The sequence below is a fragment of the Streptomyces diversicolor genome (genome assembly GCF_057537855.1).
Window position 1 is genome coordinate 222,028 of the sequence record NZ_BAAJXA010000009.1, and the last position, 14,119, is coordinate 236,146.

12 protein-coding genes are annotated in these 14,119 nt (G+C 72.7%); 6 read left to right on the forward strand and 6 right to left on the reverse strand.

Annotated elements, in window-relative coordinates; all coding sequences use genetic code 11:
- Positions 1-5 precede the first annotated feature (5 nt).
- Positions 6-1,364 (reverse strand): glutamine synthetase family protein, encoded by a 1,359-nt coding sequence (locus AC27LF_RS13480; RefSeq protein ID WP_479656548.1) that lies wholly within the window; start codon positions 1,362-1,364, stop codon positions 6-8.
- An 85-nt stretch (positions 1,365-1,449) separates the two neighbouring features.
- On the opposite strand from AC27LF_RS13480, the gene AC27LF_RS13485 reads away from it, so the two are divergent.
- On the forward strand, positions 1,450-2,187 hold the full coding sequence (locus AC27LF_RS13485) for a FadR/GntR family transcriptional regulator (protein ID WP_479656549.1): 738 nt from the start codon (positions 1,450-1,452) through the stop codon (positions 2,185-2,187).
- 394 nt (positions 2,188-2,581) lie between these two features.
- Positions 2,582-3,268 (forward strand): gamma-glutamyl-gamma-aminobutyrate hydrolase family protein, encoded by a 687-nt coding sequence (locus AC27LF_RS13490; RefSeq protein WP_479656550.1) that lies wholly within the window; start codon positions 2,582-2,584, stop codon positions 3,266-3,268.
- Positions 3,269-3,275: 7 nt separating this feature from the next.
- Here AC27LF_RS13490 and AC27LF_RS13495 read toward each other — a convergent pair whose 3' ends face one another.
- Positions 3,276-4,196: a LysR family transcriptional regulator gene (locus AC27LF_RS13495; RefSeq protein ID WP_479656551.1), complete on the reverse strand. Its 921-nt coding sequence runs from the start codon at positions 4,194-4,196 to the stop codon at positions 3,276-3,278.
- Between the two features lie 70 nt (positions 4,197-4,266).
- On the opposite strand from AC27LF_RS13495, the gene AC27LF_RS13500 reads away from it, so the two are divergent.
- Complete coding sequence (locus AC27LF_RS13500; RefSeq protein WP_479656552.1) at positions 4,267-5,424, forward strand: TDT family transporter; 1,158 nt, start codon at positions 4,267-4,269, stop codon at positions 5,422-5,424.
- Here AC27LF_RS13500 and AC27LF_RS13505 read toward each other — a convergent pair.
- The 4 genes from AC27LF_RS13505 to AC27LF_RS13520 form a co-directional block, all read right to left on the reverse strand.
- On the reverse strand, positions 5,336-6,055 hold the full coding sequence (locus AC27LF_RS13505) for a helical backbone metal receptor (RefSeq protein WP_479656553.1): 720 nt from the start codon (positions 6,053-6,055) through the stop codon (positions 5,336-5,338). The two genes, AC27LF_RS13500 and AC27LF_RS13505, sit on opposite strands and share 89 nt — an antisense overlap.
- A gap of 85 nt (positions 6,056-6,140) precedes the next feature.
- The gene (locus tag AC27LF_RS13510) at positions 6,141-6,710 is read right to left on the reverse strand and encodes a helix-turn-helix domain-containing protein (RefSeq protein WP_479656554.1); all 570 of its coding nucleotides are present in this window, start codon (positions 6,708-6,710) and stop codon (positions 6,141-6,143) included.
- 717 nt (positions 6,711-7,427) lie between these two features.
- On the reverse strand, positions 7,428-10,046 hold the full coding sequence (locus AC27LF_RS13515; protein WP_479656555.1) for an ABC transporter permease/substrate binding protein: 2,619 nt from the start codon (positions 10,044-10,046) through the stop codon (positions 7,428-7,430).
- Entirely contained in the window at positions 10,039-11,115 is a 1,077-nt protein-coding gene (locus AC27LF_RS13520) for a quaternary amine ABC transporter ATP-binding protein (protein ID WP_479656556.1), read from the reverse strand. The genes AC27LF_RS13515 and AC27LF_RS13520 overlap by 8 nt, the downstream gene beginning before the upstream one ends.
- 146 nt (positions 11,116-11,261) lie before the next feature.
- On the opposite strand from AC27LF_RS13520, the gene AC27LF_RS13525 reads away from it, so the two are divergent.
- The 3 genes from AC27LF_RS13525 to AC27LF_RS13535 all read left to right on the forward strand — a co-directional run bounded on the left by AC27LF_RS13525 (position 11,262) and on the right by AC27LF_RS13535 (position 14,119).
- Complete coding sequence (locus tag AC27LF_RS13525) at positions 11,262-12,191, forward strand: 5'-3' exonuclease (RefSeq protein ID WP_479656600.1); 930 nt, start codon at positions 11,262-11,264, stop codon at positions 12,189-12,191.
- Between the two features lie 119 nt (positions 12,192-12,310).
- Positions 12,311-13,153, forward strand: a complete 843-nt coding sequence (locus AC27LF_RS13530) for a siderophore-interacting protein (RefSeq protein ID WP_479656557.1) — start codon at positions 12,311-12,313, stop codon at positions 13,151-13,153.
- Positions 13,154-13,183: 30 nt separating this feature from the next.
- Positions 13,184-14,119, forward strand: coding sequence for a pseudouridine synthase (locus AC27LF_RS13535; RefSeq protein WP_479656558.1), 936 nt, complete (start codon positions 13,184-13,186; stop codon positions 14,117-14,119).

Consider the following 14,119-nt stretch of genomic DNA (forward strand, 5'->3'; position numbering starts at 1 on the left):
GGGCCTCACATGCGTTCGAAGGAGCGGCGCAGCTCCCAGTCGGTGACGGCGGCGTCGAAGGCGTCCAGTTCGACGCGGGCCAGGTTGTGGTAGTGGTCGACGACCTCGTCGCCGAAGGCGGCCCGGGCGATCGGGCTGGCCGTCCAGAGCGCGGCGGCCTCCCGCAGGGTCGTCGGGACGTGTTCGAAGCCCGCGGTGTAGGCGTTGCCCGGGCAGGGCGGTGGCAGTTCCAGTTTCCGTTCGATGCCGTAGAGCCCGGCGGCCACCAGGGCGGCGACCGCGAGGTGCGGGTTGACGTCGCCGCCGGGCAGCCGGTTCTCGAAGCGCAGGGAGCGGCCGTGGCCGACGACGCGCAGGGCGCAGGTGCGGTTGTCGTGGCCCCAGGCGACGGCGGTCGGCGCGAACGAGCCGGGTTGGAACCGCTTGTAGGAGTTGATGTTGGGGGCGTACAGCAGGGCGAAGTCGCGCAGGGCCGCCAGCTGTCCGGCGAGGAAGTGCCGCATGACGTCGGTCATTCCGTCGGGCCCTGCCATCGCGCCCGCCCCGTCGGCGTCGGCGAGCGAGAGATGGATGTGGCAGGAGTTTCCCTCGCGCTCGTTGTACTTGGCCATGAAGGTGATCGACATGCCTTCCTGGGCGGCGATCTCCTTGGCGCCGGTCTTGTACACGGCGTGCTGGTCGCAGGTGACCAGGGCCTCGTCGTAGCGGAAGGCGATCTCGTGCTGGCCGGGGTTGCACTCGCCCTTGGCCGACTCGACGGTGAGGCCGGCGCCGGTCATGTCGTTGCGCAGGCGGCGCAGCAGCGGTTCGATGCGGCCGGTGCCGAGGATGGAGTAGTCGACGTTGTACTGGTTGGCCGGGGTCAGCCCGCGGTAGCCCGCGTCCCAGGCCCGTTCGTAGGTGTCCTTGAAGACGATGAACTCCAGCTCGGTGCCGACCTGAGCGGTGTAGCCGAGCCCGGCCAGCCGCTCCAGCTGGCGGCGGAGGATGTGGCGGGGCGCGGCGGCGACCGGGGAGCCGTCCGCCCAGGCGAGGTCGGCGACGACCAGGGCGGTGCCCGGGTGCCAGGGGATGCGGCGCAGGGTGTTCAGGTCGGGGTGCATGGCGAAGTCGCCGTAGCCGCGGTCCCAGGAGGACATGGCGTAGCCGTCGACCGTGTTCATCTCGGTGTCGACGGCGAGCAGGTAGGTGCAGCCCTCGGTGCCGTGGTGCAGGACCTCGTCGAGGAAGAAGCGGGCGGCGAACCGCTTGCCCTGGAGCCGCCCTTGCATGTCGGGGAAGGCCAGCACGACGGTGTCGATCTCGCCGCTCGCGACGAGGGCGTGCAGTTCCTCGACGGCGAGCGGGGGTGTGCGGTCTGCCACGGCAGCGCCTCCTTCGGCGTCTTCGGCCGGCCGGGAGCCATAAGGTATTGCCGAGAACCATTGGTTGGGAAGGGGGCACGACCGGATGGCGCGGGACACGCGGCGGGGGCGGCCGGACGACCGGCTCGCGCCGGTGCTGCGGCCGGTGCGGGCGGGCAACGGCTTCGAGGAGGCACTGGAGCAGATCCTGCAGATCGTGCGGCTCGGCCTGGTGCCGTGCGGCGAGCGGCTGCCCGCCGAACGGGAGCTGGCGCAGCGGCTCGGCATCAGCCGGGTGACGCTGCGTGAGGTGCTGAAGGTGCTCCAGGACCAGGGACTGGTGGAGTCACGGCGCGGGCGCTACGGAGGCACGTTCGTGCTGCCCCGGACGAACGCGGGCGGCGAGGACGAGCTGCGGCGCCGCATCGCCGCGGTCGACGTCGACGACGTGCTCAGGTTCCGAGAGGTGCTGGAGGTGGGCGCGGCGGGACTGTGCGCGACGCACACGCCTGCCGGCGAGTCGGCGCAGCGGCTGCGGGCGGCGCTGGCCGGCACGCACGACGCGCCGCTTCACGAGTACCGGCGGCGGGACACCCTGCTGCACCTCACCCTCGCCGAGCTGTCCGGCTCGCCGACGCTGGCCGCGCAGTACGCGGCCGTCCGGGCGACCGTCAACGACCTGCTGGACTGCATTCCGCTGCTGGTCCGCAACCTGGAGCACTCCCAGCGCCAGCACACGGCCCTGGTCGAGGCGGTCCTGGACGGCGACGCGGACGGGGCCCGGGACATGATGCGAGAACACTGCGCGGGAACGGCGGCACTCTTGCGGGGCTTCTTGACGTGATCCGGCGCCGAATGGCCACCCGGGCACCGGCAGGCGGAGAGCACGCCACACACAGGCGCCCCCACAGGTCCGCCCGGCACGACCCCGGCGGACGCCCGCGGCGCCCCCGCCCGGGGGCGTGCGCCAGGTGCCGATCGCGGGCCCCCGTCCCACAGCCGCCCCTCCCCCACAGGTCCCCGCCGGCACGCAGCCGCTCACCCCCGCACGCCCGCCCGCCGGCGCCAGGCCCGCGGGGCCGAGGAGCAACGCGTCCCCGCAGAGTCCCCCTCCGCAGGCACCCGGCCCACCGGACTCAGGCGTCCGCCGCGGCGGCGTCGGGCCGGGGGCTTGCCCGGGGCTGGGTTCGCGGTAAAGGTGTGCGTGCAAGCCATTGAGGGGAGCAAAGGAGGGTGCCATGGCGGGTCGGCCGTTGATCGGGGTCAGTACGTATCTGGAGTCCGGGGCGCGCTGGGGGGTGTGGGAGCTGGAGGCGGCGCTGCTGCCGGCCGGTTATCCGCGGCTGGTGCAGCGGGCCGGCGCTCTGGCCGCGATGCTGCCGCCGGACGGGCCCGAGCACGCCGCGGCCACCGTGGCACGGCTGGACGCCTTGGTGATCGCGGGCGGCCCCGACGTCGAGCCGGTCCGCTACGGCGCCGTCACCGGCCCGCGGACCGGTCCGCCGTCCCGGGCCCGCGACGCCTGGGAACTCGCCCTGATCGACGCCGCGTTGGCCGCGGACGTGCCGCTGCTCGGGATCTGCCGGGGCATGCAGTTGCTGAACGTCGCGCTCGGCGGCACGCTGGTGCAGCATGTGAAGGGGCATGCCGGGCCGCCGGGGGTCTTCGGCCGGCACCCGGTCCAGCCGGTGCCCGGCACACGGTACGCCGGCATCGTCCCGGAGGTGACCTCCGTACCCACGTTCCACCACCAGGCCGTGGACCGGCTCGGCAGCGGGCTCGTGGCGTCGGCGCATGCGAGGGACGGCACGGTGGAGGCGATCGAGCCCTCGGGGCCCGGCGGGTGGGTGCTGGGGGTGCAGTGGCATCCGGAGATGGGCGAGGATCTGCGGGTGATGCGGGCGTTGGTGGCGGCGGCCGGCTGAGCCCGGCTCAGCCGCGGGTCAGCGCCAGCAGTTCCCGTGCCGGTCCCGTCGGCCGGTGTCCGGTCCGCCAGACGGCGCGCAGGTCACGGCCGAGGGACACGTCCCGTACGGGGATGCGGACCAGGCGGCGCAGGCCCAGTTCCTCCCGTACCGCCAGTTCGCTCAGGACCGCGGGTCCGGCGCCGCCGACCGCGGACGCCTTGACCGCCGTGGTGGAGGACAGTTCGATCAGCGGGCGGGCGAGCCCGCCCAGGGCGGCGTCCAGGACCTGGCGGGTGCCCGAGCCGCGTTCACGCAGGATCAGCGGGGTGGTGGCCAGTTCCTCCGCGGCCAGCGGGCCGCGGCGGCGGGCCCAGGGGTGCGCGGGTGCGGTGACGACGATCAGGTGGTCGTGCGCGATGACCGCGCAGTCCAGTCCCGAGGGGACCGTCAGCCCCTCCACGAAACCGAGGTCCGCCTCGTCCGCGAGCAGCCGCTCGGCCACCGTCGTCGAGTTCCCGGCCAGCAGGGAGACCGCCGTGTCCGGGCGTCCCGCGCGCAGCGCCAGCAGCCAGCCCGGCAGCAGATACTCGGCGATCGTCATGCTGGCCGCCACCCGCAGCCGCGAGTCACGCCGGTCCCGCAGCGCCTGCGCGCCCACGTCGAAGGCTTCGGCCGCCTCCACGATCCGCCGCGCCCAGTCGGTCACCAGCGCCCCGGCGTCGGTGAGCCGGGAGCCGCGCGGCGAGCGGTCCACCAGGGCCACGCCCAGCTGCCGCTCCATGGAGCGGATCCGGCTGCTGGCCGCCGGCTGGGTGACGCCCAGTTCCCGGGCCGCCGCGCCGAGGCTGCCGGTGCGCGCCACCGCCAGCAGCAGTTCCAGCGCGCCGAGATCGGGCACCCGGTGGGCCAGCGACCTCGGCCCGCGCCGCTCCTCCACCTCACTCATAAGACCAGCTTATGCCCTGATAGAGACGGACTCCCTGGTGACCGTCCGCGCCCCGCGTGAGGGTGGACCCATGGTCATCGCAGCCCAGCCCCTGATCCCCCGCCGCGCCCCGCGCGTCCGCCACCTCGGCCCCAACTGGTACGCCGCCGTCATGGGCACGGCGGCCGTCGGCTCGGCCGGCGCCGTGCTCCCCTGGCACACCGGGCCGCTGCGCACCGGCTGCACCGCCGTGTGGGCCCTGGCGCTCGCCCTCCTGGTGGCCCTTCTCGCCGCCCGCGCCCTGCACTGGGCGTACCACGGCGACCAGGCCCGCGACCACCTCCTCGACCCGGCGACGGCGCCCTTCTACGGCTGTCTGTCCATGGCGCTGCTCGCGGTCGGCGGCGGCGCCATGACCGTCGGGCGGGACTGGCTCGGCGCGGCGGGCGCCGTGGCCCTGGACGCCGTGCTGTTCGTCGCCGGCACCGTGGTGGGGCTCGTGGCGGCGGTGGCGGTGCCGTACCTCATGGTGGTGCGGCACCGGATCGAGCCCGCTCAGGTCTCCCCGGTGTGGCTGCTGCCGCTCGTCGCGCCCATGGTGTCGGCCGCGCTCGGCCCGGCGCTCGTGCCGCACCTGCCGCCCGGGCAGGCGCGGCAGACCCTGCTCCTCACCTGTGTCGCGCTGTTCGGGCTCAGCCTGCTCGCGACCCTGCTGATGCTGCCCCTCGTGTTCGCCCGGCTGATCGTCTCGGGCCCGCTGCCGCTCGCGCTGACCCCGACGCTGTTCCTGGTGCTGGGACCGCTCGGCCAGTCCACCACCGCCGTGGGTGCCTTCGCGGACATCGCGCCGGGGGTCGTGGCGGCCCCCTACGACCGCGGTTTCCTGGTGCTCGCCGTCCTGTACGGGGTGCCGGTGATGGGTTTCGCGCTGCTGTGGCTGGCGTTCGCGGCGGCCCAGGTGGCGCGGGCCCGGCGGCGCGGCATGGGGTTCACGATGACCTGGTGGGGGTTCACCTTCCCGGTGGGCACCTGTGTCACCGGCGCGTCGGCGCTGGCCCGGCACACCGGTCTTGCCGCCTACGACTGGCTGACGGCCGGCCTGTACGGGGTGCTGGTCGTCGCCTGGGCGGCCGCCGCCGTGGGCACGGTACGCGGGCTGATCAGCGGTGAGCTGCCCGCAGCGCCCCGGACAGCACCCGCGGCGCCTCGGCCAGCGACGGGCCGTACCACGTCAGATGCCGCCCGCTGACCAGGGCGCAGGGCAGACCCGGGAATGCCTCGGGGCCGTCGTCGGCCGTGAACCGGTACGGCTCGTCGGGCAGCACGACGAGGTCGGGCGCGGCGGCCCGCAGCTCCTTGAGCGGGATCCGCGGATAGCGGTCGGCGTGCCCGGCATGGACGTTGTCCACGCCCAGGCGGGCCAGCACGTCGCCGGCGAAGGTGTCCCGGCCGAGCACCATCCACGGCCGTCGCCAGACCGGCACGACCGCCGTCAGGCGCCTCGCGGGCACCGGCAGCGCGGACCAGACGTCCTCGGCCTCGTCAAGCCAGCGTGGCCGGGCCGTGGCGCCGCACGCGGTCAGCACACGGGCCAGCTCCCCGAAGGACCGCGGCACGTCGCGCACCTCGGTGACCAGCACGGTCAGGCCCGCGGCACGCAGCGCGTCCAGGTCGGGGGCGCGGTTCTCCTCCTCGTTGGCGATCACCAGGTCGGGGGCGAGGGCGACGATCCGGTCCACCCGCGGGTTCTTGGTGCCGCCGACACGGGTGACGGGGAGGCCCGCCGGGCGGACGCACCAGTCGGTGGCACCGACCAGCACGCCGGGCACGGTCGCGGCGACCGCCTCGGTGAGCGAGGGAACGAGAGAGACGACGCGCATCATCCGCTCCACGGGGAAGCGCCCAGGCGCCGCTGACGCGGCCCGCGGGTCGTGTGCCTGGCCACGGTGGGGGCAGCCGGCCTGTTCAGCGGGGTCGGTCGTGGACGGCCTCGATGTGCTCGGCCACGGCGACGACGATCACGCGGGTGTCGGGGACCGTGGCGCGCCAGCGGTGGCGCACCCCGCCCGTCAGATAGAGGGTGTCACCGCGGCCCAGGCGGTAGGCGCGGCCCTCGGCCTCTATCTCCACCGCGCCGTCGGCGACGTACAGCAACTCGTCGTTGCGGTGCTGGAATTCGCGGCCCGCGTCGTGGTCGCCGGTGAACTCGGAGGCGTGCAACTGGTGGTGACCGCGCACCAGCGAGCGCACCCGGGGGGCGAAGTCCGTCTCGGTGACCTCGCCGCGCACGACGTCGACGCTGCACGCCGGGTCGGCGGCGGCGAGAAGTTCGACGGCCGTGGTGCGCAGCGCGTCGGCGACCTTCTCCAGGGAGCCGGTGCTGGGGCGTGCCCGGTCGTTCTCGATCTGGCTCAGGAAGGGCACGGACAGGCCGCTGCGCTCCGCCACGACGGCGAGGGTCAGCTCCAGCGCGCGGCGCCGCCGCCGGACGGCCGCGCCCACTCGGACAGGCTGTTGTTCCTTGTGGTCGCCCATCGCTCCGGCTCCCTCCTCCGCTCGTCGTGCCGCCGCCCTCGGGGCCCGACGCCGGGCCCCGTCGCCCTGTTGGGTTCTCTGCACCCTACGCATGTTCGGCAAACCGTTTCATGCGGCCGTCACATCCACGTCAACGTCGGTAAGCGCGACCCTCACGGTTCGCGCCAGTGGGCGGGCGGTCCGCCGCTCGGTCCGGCCGACCGCGGGACGGTGGGCCCATGGCGACCAGCTCCCGGGGTCGTGGCGCGACCGCTGACCCTCGATCAGCACGGGATCGCGCCCCTTATCTTCAATGCGCCGGCGGCTCGCGGTGTTCCCAGCCCGCGCCCCCGATCCGCGCCGTGCGGCGGAGCCGCTGGTCAGGACGGGTGCGGCGGGTGGCGAAAAGGGTGCGGGCCGGGCCCGGCGGGCGACCGCCCGAACGACCGGACGGCGCACGGTCCGCCGTGCGCGCGGTCGACGGCCCGGCGGGCGGTGTGCGCGGGCTCGGGCGGGACCGTGGCGCTCCGTGGTTGGCCGGATCCTTCTCGTGGGCGGCGGCACCACGGCGGGCCCGGCGCCGGGGGAGAACGGTCCCGACGACCCGGACCCGCCGGCCGAGTACGGCGCTCGCGGACGGCGGCGGGTGAGACAACGGGACAGTACGGGTGAAGCGGAACGGGCGGAGCGGTGGCCACGCCTTTCGACGCGACCACCGCTCCCCTTCGCCGGCGGGCCTCAGGCCACGGGTGCCAGCCTGTCCTCAAGACCCGGCTGGGCGTCCAGCCACTGCCGTGCGGACGCCTTCTCGTGCCCGGCGCCGCCCCTCTGTATCGCGACCTCCAGGGAGGCGAGCTGTTCCTCGGTGAGCTTGAAGTCCTTCAGCCAGCCGGACAGCTCCGGGAAGTCCTGGCTGAACGTCTTCTTGCCGACCATGTGGATCCGTTCGCCCTCGCCCCAGGCGCCCTCGGGGTCCTTCAGTTTCTTCAGGTCGTACTTGCCGTACGCCCAGTGCGGCGACCACAGCGTCACCACCACCGGCTCACGCTTCTTGATCGACCGGTCCAGCTCAGCCAGCATCGACGACGTACTCGACGACACCACCTTGTACTCACCCTCAAGCCCATAAGCCTTCAGGACCTTGCTGTTCAACGTCCCCATCATCCCGGCACTCGCCTCAATACCGATGATCTTCCCGCCGAACTTCTTCCCCTGACCCTTCAGATCGGCCAGCGAATCGATCCCCTTCACATACGAGGGAACCGTCAGCTCCAACGACGTCGGCCCGTACCACGACCCCAGATCCTCCAGCCGCGAACCGTACTTGTCCATGTACGCCTTGTGCGTCGTCGGTAGCCACGAGTCCAGCTGGACGTCCATCTGGCCCTGGGCGAGGGAGCTGTAGAGCGGGCCCGGGTCCAGCTGTTTGAGGGTCGGCTTGTAGCCGCGGTCCTCCAGGATGTTCTGCCAGAGATAGGTGCTGGCGATGGCCTCGTCCCACGGGAAGTAACCCATGTTGACGGTCTTGCCCGCGTCCTTGCCCTGCTTCTTGGCGCCGCCGTCGGGAACGGGGGCGAGCCGGTCGACCAGGCCGGGGTTCTTCTTCAGCCAGGCGCGCACGCCGTCCTGCTCATGGCCCTGGCCGGCGCCCTGGATGTCGTTCTCCAGACCGGTCAGCTGCCGCTCGGTGAGCTTGAAGTCCTTCAGCCACTGCGCGGCGACCGGGTCGTCGGCGCTGAAGCCCTTGCGGGCGACGGTGTGGATCCGTTCGCCCTCGCCCCAGGCGCCCTCGGGGTCCTTCAGTTTCTTCAGGTCGTACTTGCCGTACGCCCAGTGCGGCGACCACAGCGTCACCACCACCGGCTCACGCTTCTTGATCGACCGGTCCAGCTCCGCCAGCATCGACGACGTACTCGACGACAGCACCTTGTACTCACCCTCAAGCCCATAAGCCTTCAGGACCTTGCTGTTCAGCGTCGCCATCTCACCGGCGCTCGCCTCAATACCGATGATCTTCCCGCCGAACTTCTTCCCCTGACCCTTCAGATCGGCCAACGAATCGATCCCCTTCACATACGAGGGAACCGTCAGCTCCAACGACGTCGGCCCGTACCAGGACCCCAGATCCTCCAGCCGCGAACCGTACTTGTCCCAGTACGCCTTGTGCGTCGTCGGCAGCCAGGCGTCGGTCTGGAAGTCGAGGTCGCCGCGGGCCACGCCGGAGTAGAGCGGGCCGGGGTCGAGCTGCTTGACGTCGGTCTCGTAGCCGCGCTGCTCCAGCAGTTCCTTCCACAGGTACGTGGTGGCGGTGCCCTCGTCCCAGGGGATGTAACCGATGGTGATCCGCTTGCCCTTGCCGACGTCGGTGCTCGAACCGGCCTGGGCGTCGCCGGAGCCGACCAGGTTCAGGCCACCCGCGACCAGCGCGAGCACGACGACTCCGACGACCGCGACCGCGCCGGCCGGCCGGTAGTGGGCGAACCGCGCGCGTCCCACGAGGGCCGAGAGCTTGGCCGCGGCGCGCCGGCCCAGCGGGGACACCCGCTCGCCCAGGGCGCCCGTCATCCGGTCCAGATACATGGCGAGGATGACCACCGCCACCCCGCTCTCCGCGGCGAGACCCACCTTGAGCTGGGTGATCGCGGAGTACACCTGCTCACCGAGGCCGCCAGCGCCGGCCATGCCGCCGATGACCACCATCGACAGGGCCAGCATGATGACCTGGTTGACGCCGGCCATGATGGTCGGCAGGGCCAGCGGCAGCTGGACGCGCAGCAGGATGTCCCGCGGGGTGGTGCCGAACGCCTCGGCGGCTTCCACGAGGTCACCGTCGACCTGACGGATGCCGAGTTCGGTCATGCGGACGCCCGGCGGCATCGCGAAGATGATCGTCGCGAGCAGACCCGGGGTCGTGCCCACGCCGAAGAACATCACGCCGGGGATGAGGTAGATGAACGCCGGCATGGTCTGCATGACGTCCAGCACCGGCCGCAGCTGGGCGCTGACGCGCCTGCTGCGCGCGGCCCAGACGCCGAGCGGAATGGCGATCACGACGGTGATGACCGCGGCCACGAGCACCAGGGACAGGGTGTCCATGGCGTCGTCCCACAGCCCCAGCGAGTCGATGAGCGCGAGCCCCACGAAGGCGAGGACGCCGGGCAGCAGGCCGCGCAGCCAGGCGGCGATCACGGCGAGGATGCCGGCCAGCAGCAGCGGTTCACCGCCGCTGAGGACGGTGTCCACAGCGCTGTACATGCCGTCGAGCACGGCGTTGACGATGTCGAAGACCCAGGTCAGATGGGACTGCAGCCAGTCGACCGCGGTCTCCACCCAGTCGCCGAAGTGGATCCTAGGCACGGGCGGCCACCTTCCCGCCGCGCGGACGGCAGGGCGCGGGCTCGCCCTGCTCGTCCCCGAGGAACCCGACGAGGCGGTGCCGCGGCACGACGCCGACGAGGGCGCGGTCGCGGTCGACGACGGCGACCGGGTGGTTCACGCGGGCGCTGATCGCGCACAGCTCCGTGAACGGGGTGTGCGGGGCGGCGGTCTCGCAGTCGCAGTCGGCCTCGTCGCCCCGGACGTCGGTGTCCATGACGGCGGCGGCGGTCAGCACGCGCGCGCGGTCGACGTCCTTGGTGAACGAGGCGACGTAGTCGTCGGCGGGGCGCACGAGGATGTCCTCCGCGGTGCCCACCTGGGCGATCCGGCCGTCGCGCATCACGGCGATCCGGTCGCCCAGGCGCATGGCCTCGTTGAGGTCGTGGGTGATGAAGACGATCGTCTTCTTCAGGCTCTTCTGCAGTTCCAGCAGCTGGTCCTGCATATCACGGCGGATCAGCGGGTCGAGCGCGCTGAACGACTCGTCCATGAGCAGCAGATCGGCGTCCGTGGCGAGGGCGCGGGCCAGGCCCACACGCTGCTGCATGCCGCCGGACAGCTCGTCGGGCCAGGACTTCTCCCAGCCGGCCAGGCCGCACAGGGCGAGCGCCTCGTCGGCGCGACGATCGCGCTCGGCGCGGGGCACGCCCTGCACGTACAGGCCGTAGGCGGCGTTGTCGCGGACGCTGCGGTGCGGGAACAGCGCGAAGTGCTGGAAGACCATGCTGATCTTGCGTGAGCGCAGCTCACGCAGTGCGCTGTCGGGCAGCGCGGTCAGATCTTGGCCGTCGAACCTCACGCGGCCCGCGGTGGGCTCCGACAGGCCGTTGAGCATGCGCAGCAGGGTGGACTTGCCGGATCCGGACAGCCCCATCACGACGAAGATCTCGCCGGGTTCCACCTGGAAGGAGGCGTCGATGACGGCGGCGGTGGTGCCGTCGGCACGCAGTTCCTCCCGGTCGGCGCCCTGCCGAAGTCGCTCCACTGCATCGTCGGGTCGTCTTCCGAACACCTTGTAGAGATGTTCGGCCTCTAGCCTGGGTGACACGCGTACCTCTCGTCTCGGGGGCAGGGGACAGAGGCCGCGCCTGCCCCGATCCGAGGAGGGCAAACGCCAGAGTGGTCCACCTCACACCATGTGTGGGCGGGGCCGTCGCCGCTGGTCGCGGGCGGGTGTCAGTGCCGTACGGCATGATGCGGGGCGTGACCGGACGACTCATGCTTCTCGACACCGCCTCGCTGTACTTCCGTGCGTACTTCGGCGTCCCCGACTCGGTGAAGGCACCGGACGGCACACCGGTGAACGCCGTGCGCGGGCTGCTCGACTTCATCGACCGGCTGGTGCGGGACCACCGGCCCGACCGGCTGGTGGCCTGCATGGACGCCGACTGGCGGCCCGCGTGGCGGGTCGAGCTGATCCCCAGCTACAAGGCGCACCGGGTCGCCGAGGAGCATGCGCCGGGCCCGGACACGGAGGAGGTGCCGGACACGCTGTCCCCGCAGGTGCCGGTCATCGAGGAGGTGCTGGACGCGCTCGGCATCGCCCGGGTGGGCGTCGCTCGGTACGAGGCGGACGATGTGATCGGCACGTTCACCGCGCGCGCCGAGGGCCCGGTCGACATCGTCACCGGCGACCGTGACCTGTACCAACTGGTGGACGACGCGCGCGGGGTGCGGGTGCTGTACCCGCTGAAGGGAGTGGGCACGCTCCAGCTCACCGACGAGGCCGTGCTGCGCGGCAAGTACGGCGTCGACGGCCGGGGGTACGCGGATCTGGCGCTGCTGCGGGGCGACCCCAGCGACGGGCTGCCCGGGGTGCCCGGCATCGGTGAGAAGACGGCGGCGAAGCTGCTCGCCGCGTTCGGTGACCTGGCCGGGATCATGGCGGCGGTCGACGACCCGAAGGCCGGGCTGACCCCGTCGCAGCGCAAGCGTCTGGACGAGGCCAGGGCGTATGTCGCGGTCGCGCCGAAGGTCGTCCGGGTCGCCGCCGACGTGCCGCTGCCGGACGTCGACACGGCGCTGCCGCGCGCCCCGCGTGACCCGGCGGGCCTGGAGGCGCTGACGGCGCGCTGGGGGCTGGGCGGGTCGCTGCAACGGCTCCTCGCCACGCTCGCGGGGTGAGCGACGTCGCCACGCTCGCCGGTGAACGGCGTTCCGGCCTGTTCCGGTCCGTGTTCCTGCCGGCCGCAAGGACGTGGTGCTAACTTAGGTAAACCTAAGGAAGTGACATGGAGGCAGCCATGGCAGAACGTCCGGCACGGAGGCCGCGGAAGCCCCACTCCGCGCAGGTCATCCGCACCGAGCGGCTGAGCCCGCACATGCAGCGGGTCGTGCTCGGCGGCGCGGGACTGGCCGATTTCGCGGCGGACACCTGCACCGACCACTATGTGAAACTGCTGTTCCCGGTCGCGGGCGCGACCTACCCGGAGCCCTTCGACCTGGAGCGGATCCGGGCGGAGTTCCCCCGTGAGCAGTGGCCGGTGACCCGGACGTACACGGTGCGTGACTGGGATGCCCAGCACCGGGAGATGACCCTGGACTTCGTGGTGCACGGCGACGAGGGTCTGGCCGGTCCCTGGGCGCTGCGCGTGCGGCCCGGCGAGACCGTGTGGTTCATGGGTCCCGGCGGCGCCTACGCGCCCGACGCGAGCGCGGACTGGCATCTGCTGGCCGGCGACGAGAGCGCGCTGCCCGCGATCGCCCGCGCCCTGGAGACGCTGCCTGCCGGTGCCCGCGCCCATGCCTTCGTGGAGGTGTCCGGGCCGCAGGAGGAGCAGAAGATCGACTCCGACGTGGCGGTGACCTGGCTGCACCGCGGGGACCGGCCGGTCGGCGACGCCCTGGTCGAGGCCGTACGGGCGCTGGAGTTCCCGGCGGGCCGGGTGCACGCGTTCGTGCACGGCGAGGCGGGCTTCGTGAAGGAGCTGCGCCGGCTGCTGCGGGTCGAGTACGCGATCCCCCGCGAGGACCTGTCGATCTCCGGCTACTGGCGGCTGGGGCATGACGAGGACGGCTGGCAGGCGTCCAAGCGGGAGTGGAACGCCCGCGTCGAGGCGGAGCAGGAGGGCACCGCCGCCGCATGACCAGGGCGGCGTTCCGTACGCTGGGGTGAGATGAGACGAAGGACCCGCATCCCGCCCGCCCCGCTGCCCGCGCGCGACGGTGTGGATCCCGTGCGGGTGCGGCTGCCCGCCGAGGGACCTTGGGAGACGGTGCGCGCGCATCTCGTGGCGCGGCTGTCCGGGGCGCCGCCCGGCCTGGTCGACGGGATGCTGGCGGCGGGCCGGATCGTCGGGGCCGACGGGCTGGCGGTCACACCGGACGATCCGTACGTGCCCGGCATGTATGTGTGGTTCCACCGGGAGCTGCCCACCGAGGTGCCCGTGCCGTTCGAAGTGGAGGTCGTCCACCGGGACGCGCACCTGGTCGTCGCCGACAAGCCGCACTTCCTCGCCACGACCCCGCGCGGCGGCCACGTCGTGCAGACGGCGCTGACGCGGCTGCGCCGGGACCTGGGAATCCCCACGCTGTCCCCGGCGCACCGGCTGGACCGGCTGACGGCGGGGCTGGTGCTGTTCACGGTACGGCCCGAGGAGCGCGGCGCCTACCAGTCACTGTTCCGCGACCGGCTGGTACGCAAGGAGTACGAGGCCGTCGCCCCGTACGATCCCGCGCTCACCCTGCCCCGGACGGTGCGCAGCCGGATCCTGAAGGAGCGGGGGGTGCCGGCCGCCCGGCAGGTCGAGGGCGAGCCGAACGCGGTGACCCGGGTCGAGCTGGCCGAGGTCCGGGAGCGCGAGGCGCTGGCCCGCTACCGGCTGACCCCGCACACCGGGCAGACGCATCAGCTGCGGGTGCACATGAACGCCCTGGGCGTGCCGATCCTCGGCGATCCGCTGTATCCGGTGGAGACCGACCCCGGCCCGGCCGGCGACTTCAGTCGACCCCTGCAACTGCTGGCCCGCCGCCTGGAGTTCACCGATCCAATCACCGGAACGGAGCACACCTTCCACAGCAAGCGAACACTCACAGCCTGGCCCGCAGGCTGA